This window comes from Caldinitratiruptor microaerophilus, from assembly GCF_025999835.1.
GTDB lineage: Bacteria > Bacillota > Sulfobacillia > Symbiobacteriales > ZC4RG38 > Caldinitratiruptor > Caldinitratiruptor microaerophilus.
Genome location: NZ_AP025628.1, coordinates 2441643 through 2463556 on the forward strand (window position 1 = coordinate 2441643; position 21914 = coordinate 2463556).

At 70.7% G+C, this 21914-nt stretch carries 22 protein-coding genes; 7 read left to right on the plus strand and 15 right to left on the minus strand.

The features are described 5' to 3' along the window. Nucleotides 1–66 precede the first annotated feature (66 nt). The 6 genes from caldi_RS11865 to argC all read right to left on the minus strand — a co-directional run bounded on the left by caldi_RS11865 (nucleotide 67) and on the right by argC (nucleotide 6903). Complete coding sequence (locus caldi_RS11865) at nucleotides 67–1290, minus strand: argininosuccinate synthase (protein WP_264841965.1); 1224 nt, start codon at nucleotides 1288–1290, stop codon at nucleotides 67–69. Between the two features lie 655 nt (nucleotides 1291–1945). Then, a complete protein-coding gene (locus caldi_RS11870; protein ID WP_264841966.1) occupies nucleotides 1946–3139 on the minus strand; it encodes an acetylornithine transaminase in 1194 nt (397 codons plus the stop codon). A gap of 14 nt (nucleotides 3140–3153) precedes the next feature. Beyond that, a complete protein-coding gene (argB, locus tag caldi_RS11875; RefSeq protein WP_264841967.1) occupies nucleotides 3154–4029 on the minus strand; it encodes an acetylglutamate kinase in 876 nt (291 codons plus the stop codon). An 11-nt stretch (nucleotides 4030–4040) separates the two neighbouring features. Next, a complete protein-coding gene (gene argJ / locus caldi_RS11880) occupies nucleotides 4041–5261 on the minus strand; it encodes a bifunctional glutamate N-acetyltransferase/amino-acid acetyltransferase ArgJ (protein WP_264841968.1) in 1221 nt (406 codons plus the stop codon). A 7-nt stretch (nucleotides 5262–5268) separates the two neighbouring features. After that, a complete protein-coding gene (locus caldi_RS11885; RefSeq protein ID WP_264841969.1) occupies nucleotides 5269–5790 on the minus strand; it encodes an N-acetyltransferase in 522 nt (173 codons plus the stop codon). A gap of 66 nt (nucleotides 5791–5856) precedes the next feature. Next, complete coding sequence (argC, locus tag caldi_RS11890) at nucleotides 5857–6903, minus strand: N-acetyl-gamma-glutamyl-phosphate reductase (protein WP_264841970.1); 1047 nt, start codon at nucleotides 6901–6903, stop codon at nucleotides 5857–5859. Between the two features lie 388 nt (nucleotides 6904–7291). On the opposite strand from argC, the gene caldi_RS11895 reads away from it, so the two are divergent. Genes caldi_RS11895 through caldi_RS11905 form a run of 3 tightly spaced genes read left to right on the plus strand, consistent with a single transcriptional unit; the run spans nucleotide 7292 to nucleotide 8162 of the window. Further along, entirely contained in the window at nucleotides 7292–7519 is a 228-nt protein-coding gene (locus caldi_RS11895) for a ribbon-helix-helix domain-containing protein (protein ID WP_264841971.1), read from the plus strand. Then, nucleotides 7491–7934 (plus strand): type II toxin-antitoxin system VapC family toxin, encoded by a 444-nt coding sequence (locus tag caldi_RS11900; RefSeq protein WP_264841972.1) that lies wholly within the window; start codon nucleotides 7491–7493, stop codon nucleotides 7932–7934. Before caldi_RS11895 ends, caldi_RS11900 begins: the two co-directional genes overlap by 29 nt. Nucleotides 7935–7946: 12 nt before the next feature. Next, the gene (locus caldi_RS11905; RefSeq protein ID WP_264841973.1) at nucleotides 7947–8162 is read left to right on the plus strand and encodes a hypothetical protein; all 216 of its coding nucleotides are present in this window, start codon (nucleotides 7947–7949) and stop codon (nucleotides 8160–8162) included. On the opposite strand, the gene caldi_RS11910 is transcribed toward caldi_RS11905, so the two are convergent. The 4 genes from caldi_RS11910 to caldi_RS11925 form a co-directional block, all read right to left on the minus strand. After that, nucleotides 8132–8776: a hypothetical protein gene (locus caldi_RS11910; RefSeq protein WP_264841974.1), complete on the minus strand. Its 645-nt coding sequence runs from the start codon at nucleotides 8774–8776 to the stop codon at nucleotides 8132–8134. The genes caldi_RS11905 and caldi_RS11910 overlap by 31 nt on opposite strands. 121 nt (nucleotides 8777–8897) lie before the next feature. After that, entirely contained in the window at nucleotides 8898–9740 is an 843-nt protein-coding gene (locus caldi_RS11915) for a QueT transporter family protein (protein ID WP_264841975.1), read from the minus strand. A 70-nt stretch (nucleotides 9741–9810) separates the two neighbouring features. After that, a complete protein-coding gene (locus caldi_RS11920) occupies nucleotides 9811–10590 on the minus strand; it encodes an energy-coupling factor transporter transmembrane component T family protein (protein ID WP_264841976.1) in 780 nt (259 codons plus the stop codon). A gap of 3 nt (nucleotides 10591–10593) precedes the next feature. Beyond that, nucleotides 10594–12366, minus strand: coding sequence for an ABC transporter ATP-binding protein (locus caldi_RS11925; RefSeq protein ID WP_264841977.1), 1773 nt, complete (start codon nucleotides 12364–12366; stop codon nucleotides 10594–10596). Nucleotides 12367–13294: 928 nt separating this feature from the next. Here caldi_RS11925 and caldi_RS11930 point away from each other — a divergent pair. The 4 genes from caldi_RS11930 to caldi_RS11945 all read left to right on the plus strand — a co-directional run bounded on the left by caldi_RS11930 (nucleotide 13295) and on the right by caldi_RS11945 (nucleotide 17646). Next, entirely contained in the window at nucleotides 13295–14230 is a 936-nt protein-coding gene (locus caldi_RS11930) for a metal-dependent hydrolase (RefSeq protein ID WP_264841978.1), read from the plus strand. 322 nt (nucleotides 14231–14552) lie between these two features. Next, nucleotides 14553–15761, plus strand: coding sequence for an ABC transporter permease (locus caldi_RS11935; protein WP_264841979.1), 1209 nt, complete (start codon nucleotides 14553–14555; stop codon nucleotides 15759–15761). 17 nt (nucleotides 15762–15778) lie between these two features. Continuing rightward, nucleotides 15779–16477, plus strand: a complete 699-nt coding sequence (locus caldi_RS11940; protein WP_264841980.1) for an ABC transporter ATP-binding protein — start codon at nucleotides 15779–15781, stop codon at nucleotides 16475–16477. A gap of 113 nt (nucleotides 16478–16590) precedes the next feature. Continuing rightward, nucleotides 16591–17646: a multicopper oxidase family protein gene (locus tag caldi_RS11945; protein ID WP_264841981.1), complete on the plus strand. Its 1056-nt coding sequence runs from the start codon at nucleotides 16591–16593 to the stop codon at nucleotides 17644–17646. A 30-nt stretch (nucleotides 17647–17676) separates the two neighbouring features. Here the strand turns inward: caldi_RS11945 and caldi_RS11950 are convergent, their stop codons facing one another. From caldi_RS11950 to caldi_RS11970, 5 genes are all read right to left on the minus strand, one after another. Then, nucleotides 17677–18753, minus strand: coding sequence for a mechanosensitive ion channel family protein (locus caldi_RS11950; protein ID WP_264841982.1), 1077 nt, complete (start codon nucleotides 18751–18753; stop codon nucleotides 17677–17679). A gap of 103 nt (nucleotides 18754–18856) precedes the next feature. Next, nucleotides 18857–20479, minus strand: a complete 1623-nt coding sequence (groL, locus tag caldi_RS11955; protein ID WP_264841983.1) for a chaperonin GroEL — start codon at nucleotides 20477–20479, stop codon at nucleotides 18857–18859. Nucleotides 20480–20503: 24 nt separating this feature from the next. Continuing rightward, nucleotides 20504–20794, minus strand: coding sequence for a co-chaperone GroES (gene groES / locus caldi_RS11960; protein WP_264841984.1), 291 nt, complete (start codon nucleotides 20792–20794; stop codon nucleotides 20504–20506). Between the two features lie 208 nt (nucleotides 20795–21002). Continuing rightward, nucleotides 21003–21479, minus strand: a complete 477-nt coding sequence (moaC, locus tag caldi_RS11965; protein WP_264841985.1) for a cyclic pyranopterin monophosphate synthase MoaC — start codon at nucleotides 21477–21479, stop codon at nucleotides 21003–21005. Between the two features lie 76 nt (nucleotides 21480–21555). Further along, nucleotides 21556–21888, minus strand: coding sequence for an alpha/beta-type small acid-soluble spore protein (locus tag caldi_RS11970; RefSeq protein ID WP_264841986.1), 333 nt, complete (start codon nucleotides 21886–21888; stop codon nucleotides 21556–21558). Nucleotides 21889–21914 lie beyond the last annotated feature (26 nt).

Consider the following 21914-nt stretch of genomic DNA (forward strand, 5'->3'; position numbering starts at 1 on the left):
GGCGCCCCGGCGGCTCGTGCCGCCGGGGCGCCGGCGTGAGGCCGTTGGCGTGCCACGGAGGCGGCACTACACCCCGACCTTCTTCGCCGCGGCCTCCTTCTGCACCGCCGCGTAGACCTTGGTGGGCAGGCCGAAGATGTCGATGAACCCCTTGGCCGCCTTGTGGTCGAACTTGTCGGCGCTGTCGTAGGTGGCGAGGTCGTAGGAGTACAGGCTGACGGGAGACTTCCGGCCCACGGCCGTGGCCGTGCCCTTGTACAGCTTCACCCGCACCGTGCCGGTCACGGTCTCCTGGCTCTTCCGGACGAAGGCGTCGATGGCCTCCTTGAGCGGGTGGAACCACAGGCCGAAGTAGACGAGTTCGGCGTACTTCTGCTCCAACCCCATCTTGAAGTGGTGCAGCTCCCGAGGGAGCGTGATGGTCTCGAGTTCCCGGTGCGCCAGGGTGAGCACGGTGGCGGCGGGCATCTCGTAGACCTCGCGGCTCTTGATGCCGACCAGCCGGTTCTCCACGTGGTCGATCCGTCCCACCCCGTGGGCGCCGGCCAGCTTGTTGAGGCGCTCGATCAGGGTCACGAGGTCGAGCGCCTCGCCGTTCAGGGACACCGGCACGCCCTGCTCGAAGCCGATCTCCACGTATTCGGGCTCGTCCGGCGCGGCCTGCGGCGACACGGTCCAGGCGAAGGCCTCCTCGGGGGGCTCCACCCAGGGGTCCTCCAGGACGCCGGCCTCGCAGGACCGGCCCCACAGGTTCACGTCGATGGAGAAGGGGTTCTCCTTGCCGACCGGGATCGGGATCCCGTGCTCCAGCGCGTAGTCGATCTCCTGCTCCCGGCTCCACGCCCACTCCCGGACCGGCGCCAGGACCTTGAGCGAGGGGTTCAGGGCGGCGGCCGACACGTCGAAGCGCACCTGGTCGTTGCCCTTCCCCGTGCAGCCGTGGGCGATGTACTCCGCCCCCTCCTCCTCGGCCACCCGCACCAGGTGCTTCGTGATGAGCGGCCGGGACAGGGAGGCGCTGAGGAAGTACTTTCCCTCGTAGACGGCGTTCGCCTGGAGGGTCGGCAGGACGTAGTCGTAGGCGAACTCCTTCTTGGCGTCGTAGGTGTACGCCTTCACGGCCCCGACGCGGAGGGCCTTCTCACGGATGAAGTCCAGGTCCTTCTCCTGCTCGCCCACGTCGATGGTGAGGGCGATCACGTCCACGTCGTAGTTCTCCGCCAGCCAGCGGATGGCCACGGAGGTGTCCAGTCCGCCGGAGTAAGCCAGTACGCACTTCTTCTTCGCCACGGCAGGCGCCTCCTGGAGGAACCATCATGTGCATAAGTATACTTGTCGCCGTATAGATATGCAATCCCCCGGTCCTGCTCTCACGGTCGTGCTCCGTCGTGCGCTGCGGTGCTTCCGGGCCGCGGCGCCCTGCGGCGGTGCCCGCGGGGCCCCGTCCGCGGAGAACCGGCACCCGCTGGGCACCCCGGCCGGGGCGGGTGCCTGCCTTCCGGAGCGGAAGACGCGCCGGAGAGTCCCATTGTGTGCCATGTCTGGGTCGATTACCCTCAAAGAGGCAAGAAACAGCAGGGAACGGAACCTGTAGACTGGCACCGATTGCCTGACGGACCTTCGCCAGCGACTGTCGGTCCCGTTACGACCGCCTCGTTGTCGACATAACGCCGTGTTCCGGTAGATCTGGCGCCCGATCACCTGCCGTCTCGGCCGGCGCGGCCGGTCCGCGTGGCAAGATGTGAGGGTCAACGCCGACGCTTGTATATCACGGATTGCCACACGCACCGTCTGGTGGAACGGCGTCACACATCGCGGAACCCCTCAGGCACGAACGACCTCCTGACCGCTAGATCCGGAGCAGAACAGCGCCAACCCCTTGGCATGCCCGGGGCCAGCCGCCCACAAGACCGGCCGGGAACTCCGGGAGATCCCGGCTCCCGCCTCACACCCCGGCGATGGCGTCCGAGAGGATCTCGACGGCCCGGTCGATCTCCTCCCGTGTCACCGTGAGCGGGGGCAGGAGGCGGAGCGCGGTGCCGGCGGTGACGTTGGCGAGGAGGCCGCGCGCGTGGCAGCCGTCGAGCACCCGGCGGGCGTGCTCGCCGAGTTCCAGGGCCGCCATGAGCCCCCGGCCCCGGACCTCCCGGACGCGGTCGGGCCAGCGGGCGGCGAGCTCCCGCAGCCGCCCCAGGAGGTAGTCGCCCAGCTCCGCCGCCCGGGCCGGGAGGTTTTCCCGCAGGATCGTCCGCACCGTGGCGACGGCGGCCGCGCAGGCCACGGGGTTGGCCCCGAAGGTGCTGCCGTGGTCGCCGGGGGCGAAGCCGGAGGCGACCTCCGGGGTCGCCAGGATGGCCCCGATCGGCAGGCCCCCGCCCAGGCCCTTGGCGAGCGTGAGGATGTCGGGCCGCACCCCGTAGCCCTGGTAGGCGTAGAAGGTGCCGGTGCGGCCCATGCCGCACTGGATCTCGTCGAAGATCAGGAGCGCCCCGTGCTCCCGCGTGAGATCGGCCACGGCGCGCAGGTACGCCGGGTCGGCCGGGTGGATGCCGCTCTCCCCCTGGACGGGCTCGATGATCACCGCCGCGACGGTGCCGTCGAGCCGCTCCGCCAGGGCGTCGGCGCGCCCCCACTCGACCGCCTCGAAGCCGGGCGGCAGCGGGCCGAAGCCCTCCTGGATCTCGGGCTTGGGGGTGGCGGCCAGCGCCCCGAAGGTGCGGCCGTGGAAGGCGTGGGTCACGCTCAGGATGCGGGTCCGGGCCCGGTCGCCCCGGCGCCAGTGGTACTTGCGGGCGAGCTTGAAGGCGCCTTCGTTGGCCTCGGCGCCGCTGTTGCAGAAGAACGCCCTGCCCAGGCCGCCGTTGTCCACGAGGAGCTGCGCCAGCTCCAGCATCGGCCGGGTGTAGTAAAGGTTGGAAGTATGGAGCAGGCGGCCGGCCTGCTCCCGGATGGCGGCCACCACCGCCGGGTGGGCGTGGCCCAGGACGTTGACGGCGATCCCGCCCAGGAAGTCAAGGTACTCCTTCCCGTTCACGTCCCAGACCCGGGTGCCCTCGCCCCGCTCCAGGGCGATCGGGTAGCGGGCGTAGGTGGGCATGAGGTACTGCCGGTCGAGGGCCTGCATCTCGGCAAGGTCCACGGAAAGCCCCTCCCTCACCGCACGACCATGGTCCCGACGCCCTGGTCCGTGAAGACCTCGAGGAGCAGGGCGTGGGGCACGCGCCCGTCCACGATGTGCACCCGCCGCACCCCCGCCTCGAGGGCCCGCAGGCACGCCTCCACCTTGGGGATCATGCCACCCTCGATGCGCCCGGCGGCGAGCCAGTCCCTCAGGTCCTCGGCGGCGATGCGGCTGACCCGGCTGCGGGGGTCGGCCGGATCGGCGCGCAGGCCCTCCACGTCGGTCAGGAGGACCAGCTTCTCGGCCCGGAGGGCGGCGGCGACCTCGGCGGCCACGGTGTCGGCGTTGATGTTGTACGGCTGGCCGTCGGCCCCCAGCCCGATCGGGGCGATGACCGGCACGAAGCCGGACGCGGTGAGGGACTCGATCACCTGGGCGTCGACCGCCGCCACGTCCCCGACGAAGCCCAGGTCGACCAGTTCGCCGTCCCGGCCGCGGTGCAGGTGCCGGGTGGCCCGGATGAGACCCCCGTCGTGACCGCTCAGGCCGATCGCCTTCGCCCCCTGCGCCACCAGCGCCCCCACGATCTCCCGGTTCGTCTTGCCCACCAGCACCATCTGGGCGATCTCCATGGTGGCGGCGTCCGTCACCCGGAGGCCGTCGACGAACCGGGGGGTCATGCCGAGGCGCTCCATGAGCGCCGACACCTCCGGCCCCCCGCCGTGCACGACCACCGGGTTCATGCCGACGAACCGCATGAGCGCCACGTCCTGCATGACGGCGTCCCGCAGGCCGGCCGCGGCCATGGCCGCCCCGCCGTACTTGATGACGACCGTCTTGCCGGCGAACGTCCGGATGTACGGCAGGGCCTCCACCAGCACGGCCGCCTTGTCGATGTACTCCTGCACGCCCGTGCCCCCTACGTGCGGTAGTCCGCGTTGATCTTCACGTAGTCGTAGCTCAGGTCGCAGCCCCACGCCGTCGCCGACGCCGGACCGGCGTGCAGGTCGGCCCGGATGACGACCTCGTCCTGCTCGAGGACCCGGCGCGCCTCATCCTCCGGAAACGCCAGCCCGGCCCCGCCGGCCATGACCTGGACGTGCCCGAGCCACAGGTCGACCCGGTCGGGGTCGAACTCGGCGCCCGAGTAGCCCATCGCCGCCAGGACGCGGCCCCAGTTGGGGTCGCGCCCGAAGACGGCCGCCTTCACGAGGTTCGACGCCGCCACCGCCCGGGCCGCCAGGCGGGCGTCCCGCAGGGTGGGGGCGCCCTCCACCCGGACCTCGATGAGCTTCGTGGCCCCCTCCCCGTCCCGGGCGACGGCCCTCGCCAGGTGGACCAGGAGCTGCTCCAGCCCGGCGGCGAACGCCTCCCAGTCCGGGGTGCCCTGGACGATCGTCTCCCCGCCGGCCAGTCCGTTGGCCAGGACGAGGACGGTGTCGTTGGTCGAGGTGTCGCCGTCGACGCTGATCATGTTGAAGCTCGCGTCGACCCCCCGCTCCAGCGCCGCCCGGAGCGCGGCCGGGGCGATCGGGGCGTCGGTGGTGATGAAGGCGAGCATGGTGCCCATGTTCGGGTGGATCATGCCGGAGCCCTTCGCCATCCCGCCGATCGTCACGGCCCGCCCGCCGCTCAGCTCGACCTGGAGGGCCCACTCCTTCGGGAACGTGTCGGTGGTCATGATCGCCTGGGCGGCGGCCGCGTTGCCGTCCGGCGCCAGGACGGCCGCCGCGGCGCGGATGCCGGCCTCTACCCGGTCCATCGGCAGCGGCACGCCGATCACCCCGGTCGACGCCACGGCCACGAGCTCGGGGGCGATCCCGAGCGCCTCGGCGGCCACCTGGGCCATGCGTTCGGCGTCCCGCATGCCCTGCTCGCCCGTGCAGGCGTTCGCGTTGCCGCTGTTCGCCACGATGGCCTGCAGGCGCCCGCCGGCGACCCGCTCCTCGCACAGGCGCACGGGCGCGGCCTTCACGCGGTTGCGCGTGAACACGCCGGCGGCAGCCGCCGGCACCTGCGAGAAGACCAGGGCGACGTCCTTCTTCAGGCCGCCCTTGCCCTTCACGTTGGCGTGCACCCCGGCGGCAAGGAAGCCCCGGGGGGCGGTCACCCCGCCCAGGCCCTTGATGGTGTACGGCACGAATGTGTCACCCCCGGATCCACAGCGGAAGCTCGACCAGCGGGATGTCGCCGTCCTCCCCGGGCGCGGGCGGCGCGCCCAGGTAGCGGATCATGGCGATCTCGTCGCAGGCGTGGAACTTGTCGCAGTACACGCATTCCTTCCAGACCTTCTGGGGCAGCTTCTCCTTCGGGACCACGGCGAAGCCGCACTTCTCGAAGAAGCCCACCTGGTAGGTGAGCGCCATGACCCGGCGCAGCCCCAGGGCCTCGGCCTCCGCCAGGAGGAACTCGACCAGCCGGCGCCCGACCCCTCCGCCGGTGCGGGCGGGGTCGACGGCCAGCGACCGGATCTCGGCCAGGTCGTGCCAGAGCACGTGCAGCGCCCCGGTGCCCACCACGACGCCGTCCTCCACGGCGACGGCGAAGTCCCGCACGTTCTCGTACAGGAGCATCAGCGGGCGGCGGAGCATGAGGCCCTGCTGGGCGTAGTCGTTGACGAGCCGGTGGATGTGGGGGACGTCGGCCATGACGGCCTTGCGGATCTCCACGGGAAAGGCCCTCCTGCGGGGTGGCCGCGCCCCGCCGGGCGCTCGGCCCGGCCTGCGGGCGGCGGCCTACGGGTAGACGGGAAGCGCCTCGAGCCCCAGGGTCTCGGGCAGCCCGAAGAGGAGGTTCATGTTCTGGACCGCCTGCCCGGCGGCGCCCTTCACGAGGTTGTCGAGCACCGCCACGACCAGGACCCGGCCGGTGCGGGCGTCGACCTCCACGCCGATGTCGCACCGGTTGGACCCCCAGACCTCCTTCGTCTGCGGGAGGTTGCCGGCCGGGCGGACGCGGACGAAGGGCGCACCGCGGTAGAAGTCCCGGAAGACCTCCAGCACCGCCTCCCGGCTGACCGGCTCCTTCAGCTGGAAGTAGGCCGTGGTGAGGATGCCCCGCGTCATCGGCACCAGGTGGGGGGTGAAGGTGACCCGGATCGCCTCGCCGGCCAGGTCGGAGAGGGTCTGCTCGATCTCCGGCGTGTGCCGGTGGGTACCGGCGACGCTGTACGCCTTGAAGTTCTCGTTGACCTCGCCGAAGTGGACCCCCAGGCTGACCCCCCGCCCGGCGCCGGAGACGCCGGACTTCGAGTCGAAGACGATCCCCCGGGTCTCGACGAGGCCCGCCTTCAGGAGCGGCGCGGCGGCCAGGGCGCACGAGGTGGGGTAGCACCCGGGGTTGGCGACCAGCCGGGCCGGGCGGATCGCCTCGCGGTACAGTTCCGGCAGGCCGTAGGCGGCCTCGGCGAGGAGTTCCGCCGGCGCCGGGTCGTGCCGGTACCAGGCCCGGTACGCCTCCGGATCGCGCAGGCGGAAGTCGGCGCCGAGGTCGATGACCTTGACGCCCTCCGCCACCAGGGCCGGCGCCACCGACCCGGCCACCCCGTGCGGGAGGGCCAGGAAGACGACGTCGCACGCGGCCGCCAGCCGCTCCGCCTCGAGGGGCAGAAGCTCGAGCGCCCCCGCCTCCTCACCCAGGTGCGGGAAGACGGCTCCGAGGGCAGAGCCCTGGTACTGCTCGCTCGTGCCCGCCACGATGCGCACCTGCGGGTGGCGGCTCAGGATGCGTACCAGCTCGACGCCGGTGTACCCCGTGGCTCCCGCGATGCCGACGCGGATCAAGCCGATCCCCCCCGGCGCAGCCGGAAAGTGGAGTGCCCCCCGGCCCGTCGGGGGGCACGCTCTGTATGACTATAACATGAGCTGCATAAGTATGCAACCAGGATCGCGACCCGCCTCCTTCCTCGGCCACCTCCGTGTGGACGTTCTCGCCCCCCGCCAGGATGCTCCGACCTGCGCCCGGTCCTCCCGTTCGCGGCCGTTTCACCGATCGATGCTGCCCTGCACGCCCATCCTGACGGGGGTGCCCACTCCACGTGTCCCAGCCCGCGCGGGGGGTACGGCAGGCGACGCCGGCGGCAGGCACCCGGACGCTCCGGTCCGCGGCCCGGTGGTTCCACTGGGTAGCGTTATCGTCTCGTGCTATATTGATGTCATGAGGTGATAGCGAATGACGACGGTCAAGAAGATCGTCTACCTGACCGAGGCCCAGGAGCAGCTCCTCAAGCGACTGGCCGAGGAGGAAGGGCTCAGCGAGACGGAGATCGTCCGTCGGGCCATCGAAGCATACAGCCGGGTCCGCACCCGCGACCCGCTCCTGGATACCATCGGCATCGCCCGGGGCGGCCCGGAGGACGGGGCGGTGAACCATGACCGCTACCTTTTCACCCGGGAGTAAGCTCTTCATCGACACCGGGGCGTTCATCGCCCTGGCCAACGCCGCCGACCGGATGCACGGCGGCGCAGCCTCGTTCTACCGGTCGGTGCCCCCGCGAGTTCCGCGGCTGACGACCGCAGCCGTCCTGGGGGAGACGTACACCTTCCTGCGGTACCACCTTGGGCGGGTACCCGCTCTCCGGTGGCTGGACGGGATCGAGGACGCGGTCGCAACCGGCCACCTGAAGGTGATCTACCCGGACGCAGCCGCGGACAAGGCCACGCGGGACACGCTCCGACGCTACCCCGACCAGGACCTCTCCTACACCGACGCCCTGACCCTCGTGGTGCTCGACATGGAGTCCGTCGAGTACGTCTTCGGCTTCGACCACCACCTTGCACTGACCGGGCGGGTGCTCGTGCCGGGTCCCTCGTGAACCCGTCGGCGGGTGGGGGGTGTCGGGACGAGGTCCGCACCACCGTCTCTGAGCCCGGGATGCCTGTATGCCAGCGGTCCAACGACGCGTACGCTGGCGGTCCTCGCCCACCAGAGCCAGCACATCTACCTGCCGCACGCCCTCTACGGCGACCTGGTCCGCCACTACGCCCACGTGAGCGGCGCCGGCATCTGCCGCTACGGCGAGAGCCTGTACCGGTTGCTCTGAAAGGCCAGGTCCACGCTCATCGGCCACAGGACGGCCGCGCCGACCCGGAGGGTGAGGTAGGCCGCGCCGACACCGTTCAGGATGAGCCGCGGGAGATCCCCGATCCCCGGGGGCAGGAGGCCGAAGATCACCTGGCGGGCCAGGAAGAAGGGCACCGCCCACAGGTAGATCGCCCACAGCGCGGCTGCGGCGGGACCGGCCCCGGCCCGCGCCCGGCTCCCGCCGGCAAGGGACCCGGGAGGCCGGCGCCAGGCTGTGACGGCCATGGCGAGCAGCGCCAGCGCCAGTGGCGCGGCCGCCTGGGTCAGCACGTACCCGATGAAGGTCCCCTCCGCCCCCGGTAGCCCGGCCCGCAGGGCGATCATCCGGCCGCGGCCGAAAACGGGCCAGAAGGACCCGGCCCAGGCCAGCAGCCCCAGACCCCCGGCCAGCCAGGGGGGCGCCCGGCGCGCCGCCAGGCCGGCGAGGGCGTAGAGCACCTGAAAGGGCAGGGCGAAGAAGATGCCGGCCAGGAACGACGCCCCACCGGTCGCCAGGCCGCCCACCAGCCGGGGTGCCAGCCAGCCCACCAGGCCTGTGGCGAGAAGAAGCACGGCCTCCCGGACCAGAACCATCCCGTTTCCCCCTCGAGACTCTCGAGTACCTGGCCCGCCCCGCCGCACAGACGAGGGGGCGGCGAGGGGAGGTGCGCCCCTCGCCGCCCCCTCGTGGTACAGAACTGCGTACGCGGACGTGCTAGCGCCCGGCCGCCCGCAGGCCCAGCCGGGGCCGGGCCGTGAACAGGACGAGCAGGAGCGCCAGCATGAAGGGCACGAGGCTCCAGATCACGAGCCCGGTGCCGACCAGGCTCGGATCGCCCTGGCGGGCGAAGCCCGCGGCGAACGCCGGGGAGCCGAGCACCCCAATCGACAGCCAGTTGCCGACCACGAACGCCCCGAACGAGCCGACCACCGCGAGCAGGGTACCCAGGGCGCCGCTCCCGCGGGAGATGTCCGCCTCCGGCATGATGTCAGTCCACAGAAGGCCCCAGCGCTTGACCCGCCCGTACAGGAGACCCAGGAGCACGGGACCCAGCACCGCCGGGAAGAGGAAGTTGTTCAGGGTGATGATGTTCCCGAGCACCGCGAACGGGAACAGCCGCAGCACCTCGAGGCCCCAGGCGATGATGACCGCGCAGGCGACGGCGCTGATGAGGGTCAGGATGATGAACTCCAGCACCTGCCGGCCGCTGCGCATGGCCGGTTCCTCACCGGAACTGAAGGGGCCGAGCCGCCCCCAGAGCGCGTAGGGAATGAGACCGAGGTAGAAGTTGCCGACGAACCCGAACGCGCTGCCGGGGCCGAAGGTTCCGCCCTGGATGTCTCCGATCAGGTTGCCGATCGCGGTCCCCCAGGCGGCCGCGGGGCCGAAAAGCAGCGAGAAGACCGGCGGAATCACCTGGGCCACCCGCACCTCCGTGATGCCGGGGATGAGGGGGAAGGCCTTGAAGGGGATGAGCACGGCCGCGTAGAGCGCGGCGCTGAGGGCCACCAGGACGATCATGCGGGTGTGGCGCCACATCGTGAACAGTTCCTTCACCTTGCAAACCCCCCTTGCTCAGGTTGCCTGCATGCCCGCGCGGAGCCCGAACGGCCCCGCCACCACCTCCTCACCGCACGAGACCACTCAGGCTGCCCGCACCGGTGAACCGCAAGTAGAGGGCCACCGCCGCTCCGACGGCCGCAGCGGCACTCCACAGCCAGTCCCGGAGGGTGAACCGGAGCTGCAAGTAGTCGGTGCGCCGGGGCCGCGCGCCGAAGCCCTTGGATTCCAGCGCCATGGCGAACTGGTTCGTGGAGCGCAGAGCCGAGGCGAAGACCGGTACCATGAGCGGCAGGTGCTTGCGCATCCGGGTGATGAGGCCGCCGGACTCCACGTCGAGCCCCCGGGACTTCTGCGCCTGGATGATGGTGACCCCTGCCCCCACGAACGTCGGCACGAGCCGCAGCGCGGTGGAGAACGCAAACCCCACGGAATACGGCACGCCGAGGCGGATGAGCCCGGCGGCGATCTCCTCGTTGCGAGTGGTCGCCAGGAAGAGCACGGAGGAGACGATCATCGCCGACAGCTTGAGGCCCGTCGCCACCCCGAACAGGACCGACTCGACCTCGACCGGCCCGAGAAGCGGCGTCCGGCCCTGCGCCAGCAGCGACCACATCCCCATCGACACGGTGAAGACCGTCCCGACCAGCACCCGCACCCGCCGGAGAGCCGGCCACGCACGGGCCACCGCCGCTCCCAGAAGGCTCGCCGCCACCAGCGCCCCGGGCAGGAGCGGGGTGTCCGTGGCGACGGCCAGGAGCAGCACCGCCAGGAGGAGGAACATCTTGGTCCGGGGGTCCAGGCGGTGGAGAATGCTGTCCCCGGGAACGTAGAAGTAGATGTCCATCGCTCACGCCTCCTCCCGGGCCAACCGGGAGTCTCCCCTGCGCAGCACCGCCAGGCACTCGTCCAGGCTGAGGAGCGTGCCCCCCAGGCGGTTGGAGATCCGAACCAGCTGCGGTGGCCGCAGGTGGGCCTCGAGGAGTTCGGGCTCCCGCGCCATGACCTGCCGGGTGGGCCCGTCCATCCAGATGCGGCCGTCCCGCACCACCACGGTCCGGTGGGCGTACTCGGCCACCACCCACATCGTGTGGGTGACGAACAGGATGGTATGGCCCGCCTCGGAGAGCCGCCGCACCAGGTCCATCATCCGCCGCTGCTCCCGGTAGTCGAGCCCGGTCGTCGGCTCGTCCAGGATGATCACCCGGGGCCGGGTGGCAAGGACCGAGGCGACCGCCACGCGCTGGCGCTCGCCCTTGGTCATGGCGAACGGGTCCTCCTGCTCCCGCCCGGCCAGCCCCACGGCCTCCAGCGCCTCCGTGACCCGCTGCCTGAGTTCGGCCCCGGTGACGCCGTGATTGCGGGGGCCGAAGGCGACCTCGTCGAAGACCGTCTCGGCAAAGATCTGGTGGTCCGGGTTCTGGAACACGTAGCCGACCGTCCGCCCGAGCTGGAGCACGCTCTGGCCGGCCGTGCTCACCCCGGCGACACGGACCTCCCCGGCGGTAGGGCTCAGGAGCCCGTTCATGTGCTTCACCAGGGTGGTCTTGCCGCTCCCGTTCTGGCCCACGACCGCCACGAACTCCCCCGACCGGATGGTGAGGTTCACCCCGGCCAGCGCCAGCAGGCCGTTGGCGTAGCGATGTTCCAGGTCCCGCACCTCGATGATCGGCTCGCCGTAGCTTTCGGCCCGCCGGGCGTCGGCCTCGACGAGGCGGCGGTACGCCTCCGGGTCGATGGCCCAGCCGGCGGCCCTGAGCCGCCGCACGGCTTCCTCGACGTCGAGGGCCGGCTCCTCTCCGAGCCGCGCCAGCAACTGGGCGGCCCCGAGGGGCTGGACGCCGCGCGCCTCCAGCCAGTCCGGCCGGGTGAGGACCTCGGAGGGCGGTCCGTCCGCCACCACCCGGCCGTCCTCGAGGACGACGACCCGGTCCGCCACGGCCGCCTCCTCGACCTCGTGCTCGGCGATGACGAGCGTCACGTCGTCACGGGCCCGGAGGTCCCGGGCCACGGCGAAGACGCCTTCCTTGCCGACGGGGTCCAGGTCCGTGGTTGGCTCGTCCATGACGAGAAGGCGGGGGTGGATGCTGAGCACCGAGGCGATGGCGAGCCGCTGCTTCTGCCCGCCGGACAGGGTGGCAGGCTCGCGGCGCTCGAGCCCCGTGAGCCCCACGGTGGCCAGGGCCTCTGCCACCCGGCGGCGGATCTCCTCGACGCTCACCCCGAAGTTCTCCGGCCCGAAGGCGACCTCGAGCTCCACGTTGGTGGAGAAGAGCTGGGCCTCGAAGTCCTGGAACACGAGCCCCACCAGTTCGGCCAGCTGGTTCACCCGGCGGCCCCGGGTGGAGACCCCGAAAACCTGCACGTCCCCTTCCAGGTGGCCCCGCAGGAAGTGGGGGATGAGGCCGTTCAGGCAGTAACAGAGGGTGGACTTCCCCGCGCCGCTGGCCCCCAGGATCACGACGAACTCCCCGGGGTTGAGGGTGAGGTTGACGTCTCGGAGCGCGGGCTTCCTACCGCCCCGGTAGGTGAACGTGACGCCGCTCAGGGCCGCAACGGGTGCCCGGCGACCCTCGGGGCCCGCCGCCAGACTGCCGGTACCCTCGTTGAGCTGTGGGATCAAACCCCTGCCCTGGTTCAAAAAACTCGACTGTTTCTGTCCAACAGCCAAGCCGGCCCCCAGACCAGGTCTTCGCCTCCTTCCCGACACTTGACTTGCCCCTCCCGGGGCACGGCGACAGGGGGCCTCGGCCCGGGAGTCCCACCCGGAGCCCGGACAGGGTGGTGTCCCACCCTCTTGCCCAGGGCCCGTGCTGCTCCGCACGATACGGGGTTGCCTGGGCAACGGCTGCCGCCGCCCGGACCGCCCTGTCAGGGCGCCTACCGGTTCTTCCCGCTACCGGCCAAACGGGGTCGCCAAAGTGCCAGGGCCAGCCGCCTGAAGTCCGGCCAGATACTTCGCCGCCCTTGCTGCTGCCACCGGGCAAGCCCGTTGTGCAGCCAGAGCCGGCGCTCGCCCAGCCGCCTCAAGGCGGCCCTGGTCCTCCGGGTCATCCCGGTTCCTTTCCCGGGAACCGTGCGGATGCACCTGTCGGGCCGAGTTCCTCCTCCACTCCACGACACGCCGCCGCAGCGCACGGGGGATCTGCTCCCGAAACCCCATCGCCCGCCGGGCGATCACCCGCGCGGCCGCCTCATGGATCGATCCACCGTACCGCTCCCGGTACTTCCAGTGCCCGACGGTGAACGTGTGGGCCGGGGGCACCAGCCGGCTGAACTCGCCCCTCTCCGCTGTCCGAAGCACCCGGCCCAGCCCGCGGCGGGTCAGGCTCAGCCCCGATGCCACATCGCTGTACTCGCCCCGAATCTTGTATCCGCGCCCCGTGGCGCACTCGGGAAGGCGTTCCAGTTACCGCTGGGGATTTCCCCTCTGCCATAAGTTCTTCGACTCCCGCCCGGGGAATCCTGGCCCTGTGCAAGCCCTTCGTTCGGAAGGACCGGGCTACTTCGCGAGGAACCTTCTCTTCACCACGCAAGGGCAGGTGTCTGGTGTGGACGTCTTCACCCACGGCCTCCTGGGCCTCACGGTGGGCCGGGTCAAGGGACCCGAGCAAGGGCCGACGCCGCGGGCGGTGGCCTGGGCCGCGGTGCTGGCCTCGCTGGCGCCTGACCTGGACGTGTTCTACGGCCGGAACGAGGCCCTGGCCGCCTTCAAGTATCACCGGGCCTACACCCACTCCTTCCTTCTGGCCCCCCTCATGGCGGCGGCCGTGACGGGGGTCGTGAAGCTGGCGTTCCCGAAGGCCCGGCCTCTGCCCGTCTACGGGTTCAGCTTGCTCTCCCTTCTTCTCGCTCACATCGTTCCGGACATCTGGACCGGCTGGGGCACCATGGCGCTCCTCCCCTTCAGCAGCGTTCGCCTGGGTCTGGACTGGGTGTCGATCGTCGACCCGCTCCTCACGGGCCTCGTCGTGGCCGCCCTCCTCTGGGGCCGGCTGCGGCCCGGGGTGCGCCGGCAGGCGGCCCTGGCCGGCCTCGTGGCGGTGTATGCCTACGTCGGGATGCGAGGCGTGCAGGCGCAGGTGCTGCGGGCCCGGGTTGCTGCCGCCTACCCCGCTGCCAGCCGCATCCAGGTGTGGCCGACCTTCAATTCGTTCGGCGCCTGGCAGTACGCGGCGGAGCTGTCCGGCACCTATGCCACGGGCCGTGTGGGACCGTGGAGCGGGGTGGCGCAGGACCAGGAGCTGCCAGCCGCCGACAACCCCCGGGTCCTCGAGGCGCTGCGTCGCTCTCCGGACCTGACGCCGCTCCTCCGGTTCGCCCGCTTCCCGCTCGTGATCAGCCAGACGCTTCCTGACGGCAGCCTGGCCGTCTCGATCCAGGACCTCCGTTACAACTACGCCCGGTACCGAGCGGTGCTCGGTGCGGGTCTCGAACTCCGGGGTCTTGAGGTCGAGCGGGTGCGGCTGCACTTCGGCCACCGGTAGTCGCGGCTGCGGCGACACCGACCTGCCCGCTGGCGGCGGCCGGCCCTGTGGGCCGGCCGCCGGCGCGCGGCCGGATCGGGCGCGCGTCCGACCCGGCCTGCCCGGGTGTAGGTTCAACAATCGATTAACTTGTCTCGGGAAATCCGTTTCCAACCGAGGAAAGGCACCAGGCATGTATCTTAAATTTAGTCGTTCAAGGCGGCCACAAATAAGCCGTTAGTGTCATATTCAGCCCGCTACCCCCTCCACTAGAATTACGAGTGCGGGAACACATGGTCCTAACTGGTGAATGCACGTTAACCTCGGCGGGCAGGTGTCGGGATTGTCGGCGGATCGCATCGGCCTCCTCTACCTGGCGGCCCAGAACCTGCGCCGGCGGCCGGCGCGCAGCGCCGTGAGCGTCCTCGGCGTGGTGCTGGCGACGGCCACCCTGTTCGCCGTCCTCCTCGGACTCTTCGGCGCCAGGCGCAGCGCGACGATCGGGCTGGAGCGCCTCGGCGCCGACCTCCTGGTGGTCCCTGCGGAGCACCGGCATGAGACGCAGGAGGCGCTCCTGATGGGCGCCCCGACCAGCTTCTACATGGACGGCTCGCTCGAGGAGCGGGTCCGGGCCATTCCCGGGGTGAAGCAGGCGAGCGGCCAGATCTTCATCGAGACACTCGAGTCCGCCGCCTGCTGCACCGGCCGTGTGTTCGTGGTCGCCTTCGACCCGCAGACGGACTTCACCATCCTGCCGTGGCTCAGTACCGCCCTGAAGAGGCCTCTCCGCGACGACGAGGTCGTGGTCGGCCGCTTCATCCTGCCCCTGGTCGGCGAGAAGGTGAAGTACTACGGCCGCGAGTTCACCATCGCCGGGAAGCTGTACCGGACGGGCACGGGCATCGACGAGACGGTCTTCATGACCCGGCAGGCGGCCCACGAGATGGCCGAGGTGTCGAAGACCCGGGCCACCCGCCCGCTCGACATTCCGCCCGGGGCGGTCTCCGCCATCCTGGTCCGCCTGCAGCCGGATGCCGACCCGGCCGCGGTGGCGGCGGCGATCGAGAAGCTCGCACCCGGTCTCAGCGTCATCGCCCGGGACGAGGTGTCCCGGACGGTGGCAGAGGGTTACGCCCGTGCGGTGGAGTGGGTCCTGATCGCCGCCGGGGCGGCGCTCCTCACGTCCCTCCTCATGGTGGCGGTGCTCTTCATGGCGATCGTCACGGAGCGCCGGCGCGAGCTCGGGCTCCTGCGGGCGATGGGCGCCTCCCGGCACAGCGTCCTCTCCCTCATCCTGGCGGAGGCGGTGCTCCTCTCGCTCACCGGCGGCGCGGTCGGCGTCGCGGTGGGGGCGGGTGCGTTCATCCTGTACGAGGACCTCATCCGCCAGACGCTCCAGATCCCCTACATCTGGCCGGCCGTCTGGCAACTGGCGCTCCTGGTGGCGGGCAGCCTGCTGGCGGCGGCCCTGGTCGGACTCGTGGCCGCCGGCTACCCGGCCGCGCGGGCGGCGACCCTGGAGCCCTACGCGGCCATCCGGACGGGCGAGTAGGCGAGGGGGTGCGGGCCGTGCTGGCGCTGGAATCCGTGAGCAAGGTGTACCGGCACGGGGATGGATCCGTGGCGGCGCTCGACCACGTGAGCCTCGAGGTGGCCCCCGGCGACTTCGTCGTGATCACTGGGCGATCGGGCAGTGGCAAGACCACGCTCCTGGCGGTCTCGGGTGGGCTGACCCGGCCCGACGCCGGGCGGGTGCGGGTGGACGGGGTCGACCTCTGGAGCCTGACGGACGACCGCCGCACCGCGCTGCGGGCCGAGAAGCTGGGCTTCGTCTTCCAGTTCGCCAGCCTCGTCCCCACGCTGACGGTGCTGGAGAACGTGCTGCTGCCGACGGCTTTCCTGCCCGCACGCCGCACGATCGGGGCGCGCGCCCGGGCGCTCGAGCTTCTCGAGCGGGTGGGGCTGTCCGACAAGGTCGGAAGCTACCCGTGGCAGCTGTCCGGTGGCCAGCAGAAACGCGTGGCCGTCGCCCGGGCTCTTCTGGGCCGGCCCGCCCTTCTCCTCGCCGACGAGCCCACAGGCGACCTCGACGAGGAGACCGAGGCCGACATCGTGGACCTGTTCCGGACCTGCAACGCTGCCGGGACGGCCGTCCTCATGGTGACCCACAACACCCAGCTGGCCGCTCAGGCCACCCGCCACCTGCGGATGAGCCGTGGCCGGCTGCACGAGGCGGGGGACGCGGAGGCCCGCTCCCGCCCGGCCTGACCTCTCCCTCCAATCGAGCTTCTCCGTGACCGGTCTCCTGGGCCCGGGCCGGCACGGTGAAGTGGAGCGACGGTTCCATCGAGCCGGACGCACATCCCTCAGGAAAGGAAAGGATGACGCGCATGGTGTCCCACAAGACGACCCGCCGCAACCTCCTCAAGACCGTCGGTATCGCCGCTGGCGCCGGGCTGGCTGCCTCCTACCTGGGGGCGTGTGCCCGGAAGGAGGACACGAAGCCGGCTGCTGCGGGCGGGACCGCCCAGGAGATGGCGTCCCAGCAGTCATCCGGCACCTCCGGGGAACTGACGCCGGACCTGATCGACAAGGCCCACGAGACCGTCGTGAAGCAGTTCCCCGCCAAGACGGAAGGCGAGGGCTGCTTGCCCTTGGAGCCGAAGATCGACGGGGACGTGAAGGTTTTCGAATTGACGTGCAAGGAGGTCGACTGGGAGGTCAAGCCGGGCATCAAGATCAAGGCCTGGACGTACAACGGGACGGTTCCCGGCCCGCTCCTCCGGTTCAAGGAAGGTGACAAGGTCCGCATCGTCATCAAGAACGAACTGCCGGAGTCCACGTCCCTGCACCTGCACGACCTCCGGGTGCCGAACAAGTTCGACGGCGTCACCTACGTCACCAACCCGCCCATCAAGCCCGGGGAGACCCAGGTCTACGAGTTCGTGGCCACCGCGCCGGGTTCCCACATGTACCACTCGCACCACAACGCCTACGAGCAGATCACCCGGGGTCTGGCCGGCGGCATCATCGTTGACCCGAAAGACGGCCGCAACTACGGAGAAACTCAGGACATCATGATCCTGCTGAACGACGGCGCCCTGGGGTACACCATCAACGGCAAGCAGTTCCCCGCTACTAAGCCGATCGTGGCCAAGAAAGGCGAGATCGTGCGGCTGCGCTTGATGAACACCGGCCAGTTGTACCATCCGTTCCACCTGCACGGGCTGCCCATGAAGATCGTGGAGATCGACGGATTCCCCCTCGCCAACCCGTGGATGTGCGACACCATTTCGCTCAACCCGGGTAACCGCTATGACGCCATCGTGAAGGCCGACAACCCTGGCGTGTGGGCCTTCCACTGCCACGTGCTCACCCACGCCGAGAGCCCGCAGGGCATGCACAGCATGGTCACGGTGTTCATCGTACAGGAATGAGGTCGCACACCTGACCACTCTGTGCGTCGATCACCGGCCCGCCGGCCCGTCGCCGGCGGGCCGGTCCCGTTCGCGCCCTCCCGGTTCACCCACGTACAGCCGGAGGTGCGGGATCGGGATCTCGATGCCCTCCCGGTCGAAGGCCTGCTTCACCCGGCGCCGGAACTCCCGGCCCACGTCCCACTGCTTGAGCGGCACGGTCGTCCACATCACCCGGATGACCACGCCGGAGGCGGCGAAGTCGTCGACCCCGAGGATCTGCAGCGGCTCCAGGATGTACGGCGCGAAATTCGGATCGGCCGCCAGTTCCTCCCCCACGCGGCGCAGGACCGCCATGACCCGGTCGACGTCCTCCTTGTACGCGACCGTGATGTCGACGAGGTACCGGGACCAGTTCTTCGTCAGGTTGCTGACCGTCGTGATCTGGCCGTTCGGGATCACGTGCACCGTTCCGTCCAGCGCCCGCAGCACCGTGGTCCGCAGGCCGATCTCCTCCACCACCCCGCTGGCATCGCCGATCTTCACCACGTCCCCGACCCGCATCTGGTCCTCGGCCAGGATGAAGAAGCCGCCGATGAGGTCGCGGACCAGGCTCTGGGCGCCCAGGCCCAGGGCGACGCCGCCGACCCCCGCGGCGGTCAGGATGGGGCGGATGTCGACGTCCAGCCGGTTCAGGATGACGAGCGCGGCCACCCCTCCCACCGTGACCTCGACGAGCCGGCGCAGGACGCGCACCATGGTGCCCAGCCGGCGGTCCTGATCCGAGGGCAGCGCCCCGGCAGGCCGCAGCGCCTCCCCGAAGGCCTCCACCGCCCGGCCGCCCACGCGCACGGCCGCCCAGGACAGGGCCGCGATGGCCAGCACGCTGACCCACGGCCCGAGGTCGGCCCCCAGGCGGCGGAGGAGCGCCCCCACCCCCCACACGGCGATCCCGATCTGCACCCCCGGCACGGTCGCCTCCAGGGCCGGCCCCATCGCAGGGTGGGTCCGGGGGCCCAGGCGGCGGACGGCCCGCCGCAGAAGCCAGGGCACGGCGACGACCCCGGCCAGGGTCGCCACGACGACGGGGGCGGTGCGGGCGAGCAGCAGGTGCACGGACTCGGGCATGTCCACCCCTCCCGGTCGTATCTTCGGCACCGCCGGGCCGGGGCCTCTCGCGCCGCGACGAAGGGGGAGCGCCACGCGCTCCCCCTTCCGGCCGGCAGCCTGATCACATCATGTCCATGTCGGGCGCGCCGGGCTTGCCCTTCTCCTTCTCGGGCTTCTCCGTCACCAGCGACTCCGTGGTCAGGATGAGGCTAGCGATGGAGGCCGCGTTCTGCAGCGCCGACCGGCTCACCTTGACCGGGTCGATGATGCCGGCGGAGACCATGTCGACGTACTGCTCGGTGAGGGCGTCGAAGCCCTGGCCCTTGGGAAGGTTGCGGACCTTCTCCACCACGATGGACCCGTCGACGCCGGAGTTGGCCGCGATCGTCCGGAGCGGCTCCTCCAGGGCCCGGCGGACGATCTGGGCGCCCACCTTCTCGTCGCCGTCGAGGGTCTTGATGAGGTCGTCGATGGCCGGCTGGATGTTGATGTAGGCGGTGCCGCCACCGGCCACGATGCCCTCCTCGACCGCCGCCCGGGTGGCGTTCAGGGCGTCCTCGATGCGGAGCTTCTTCTCCTTCATCTCCACCTCGGTCGCCGCGCCGACCTTGATGACGGCCACGCCGCCGGCCAGCTTGGCGAGCCGCTCCTGCAGCTTCTCCTTGTCGAAGTCCGAGGTGGTCTCCTCGATCTGCTTCTTGATGGCGGCGATGCGGGCCTTGATGTCCGCCTCGTTGCCGCGCCCGTCGACGATGGTGGTCTCTTCCTTGGCGACCCGCACCAGCCGGGCCTGGCCGAGGTCCTCGATGCCGGTGGAGTCGAGCTTGCGGCCCAGCTCCTCGGAGATCACGCGGCCGCCGGTGAGGATGGCGATGTCCTCGAGCATGGCCTTGCGCCGGTCACCGAAGCCCGGGGCCTTGACGGCCGCCACCTGCAGGGTGCCGCGCAGCTTGTTCACCACGAGCGTCGCCAGGGCCTCGCCCTCGACGTCCTCGGCGATCACCAGGAGCGGCTTGCCGCGCTGCACGATCTTCTCCAGGACCGGCAGCAGATCCTGGACGGAGGAGATCTTCTTGTCCGTGATCAGGATGTAGGGCTCGTTCAGGACGGCCTCCATCTTCTCCGCGTCGGTCACGAAGTACGGAGAGATGTAGCCGCGGTCGAACTGCATGCCCTCGACGGTCTCGAGCTCGGTCTGGAGGGTCTTGGCCTCCTCCACGGTGATGACGCCGTCCTTGCCAACCTTCTCCATCGCCTCGGCGACCAGCTCGCCGATCTCCCGGTCGTGCGCGGAGATGGAGGCGACCTCGGCGATGTCCTTGCGGCCCTCGACCGGACGGGCCAGCTTGCGCAGCTCCTCCACCGCCCGGTTCACGGCCTTCTCGATGCCGCGCTTCAGGATCATCGGGTTGGCGCCCGCGGTGACGTTCTTCAGGCCCTCCTTCACGATGGCCTGGGCCAGCACGGTGGCCGTGGTGGTGCCGTCACCGGCGACGTCGTTCGTCTTCGTGGCGACTTCCTTGACGAGCTGCGCCCCCATGTTCTCGAAGGGGTCCTCGAGCTCGATCTCCCGGGCGATCGAGACACCGTCGTTGGAGACCGCCGGCGCGCCGAACTTCTTGTCCAGGACCACGTTGCGGCCCCGGGGCCCGAGGGTCACCTTCACCGTGTTGGCAAGCTTGTCGACGCCCCGCTCCAGGGCCCGACGGGCCTCCTCGTCAAACAGCACGATCTTGGCAGGCATGATCCCGTCTCCCTCCCGTGCCGACTACTGTACGATCGCGAGGATGTCCCGCTCGGCATCCAGGATGAGGTAGTCCTCACCGTCGATCTTGATCTCGGTGCCGGCGTACTTGGAGAAGATCACGGTGTCACCCTCGCTCACCTCGACCGGCACCTTCTGGCCGTTCTCCAGGGTGCGGCCGCTTCCGACCGCGATGACCTTGCCCTGCTGCGGCTTCTCCTTGGCGGTGTCCGGCAGGACGATCCCGCTCTTCGTACGCTCCTCCCGCTCGAGGGGCTTCACCAGGACCCGGCCGCCAAGCGGCTTGACGTTCATGGAGCAGCGTCCCTCCTTGCCCTGCAGGTCACGTGTTGTTAGCACTCGGCCAGACCGAGTGCTAAGGCCACCTAAAATAATAAGTGGCTGCCCTGGGACCGTCAACCCCCTGGAGGTCCGGAATTTGGGGGCCCTGGTCCTCCCCCGCCTTCCGGCCGCTCCCAGTTTTCCCGCGCGGCTGAGCCGCCATGCGTGGCGGACCGGCCCCTCACTCGCGTTCCCAGGTGCCGCTCTTGCCGCCCGTCTTGCGGACCAGGCGCACGTTCTCGATGGTCATCCCCTTCTCCAGCGCCTTGGCCATGTCGTAGATGGTGAGCGCCGCCACGCTGACGGCCGTGAGCGCCTCCATCTCGACCCCGGTCCGGGCCACCGTCGCCACCCGGGCCTCGATCTCGATCGCGCTGCGCTCCCGGTCGAGCCGGAAGTCCACCTCGGCCCGGGTGATGGGAAGGGGATGGCACAGGGGGATGAGCTCCCCCGTCCGCTTGGCGGCCAGGATACCGGCGATGCGGGCGGCGGCCAGCACGTCGCCCTTGGGCACGTCGCCGGCCGCGATCCGCTCCAGGGTCTGCGAGGACATCCGCACCTCGCCCCGCGCCACCGCCTCGCGGGCGGTCTCGGGCTTGTGCCCGACGTCCACCATCCGGGCCCGGCCCTGTTCGTCGATGTGGGTGAGCTCGCCCAAATGCGCCGCCTCCCGTCACCTGCGGCCGATCGCGACAGGACCCCGGCGGGGCCGGGGTCCAGTGCTCGACGAGGGGTCACACCAGCCGGCCAGGCGTCACGCCGCGGCGGAGGTCCTCCTCCGCCAGGGCGATCATCCGGCGGACCATCTGGCCGCCCAGCCGCCCGCCCAGCCGGCCCCCGATGGCCCCGGCGTACCGGCTGGGCAGGTCTCCGTTGTACCCGGCCCGAAGCGGGATGCCGAGCTCGCGGGCCACGTCCCAGCGGGCCTCGGCGATCCTGTTCCGGAGGTCCGTGAGGTCGGCCGGGTTCCAGCCGATCTCGCGGGCCACCTCGAGCTTGAGGGCGTCAAGCGCCGGCGCGGCGCCGGGCACGAGGAGGTCGAACTCGCTGCGGCGGCTTCGGGGCATGTGCCATCCCCCCTGTCGGCGGAAGG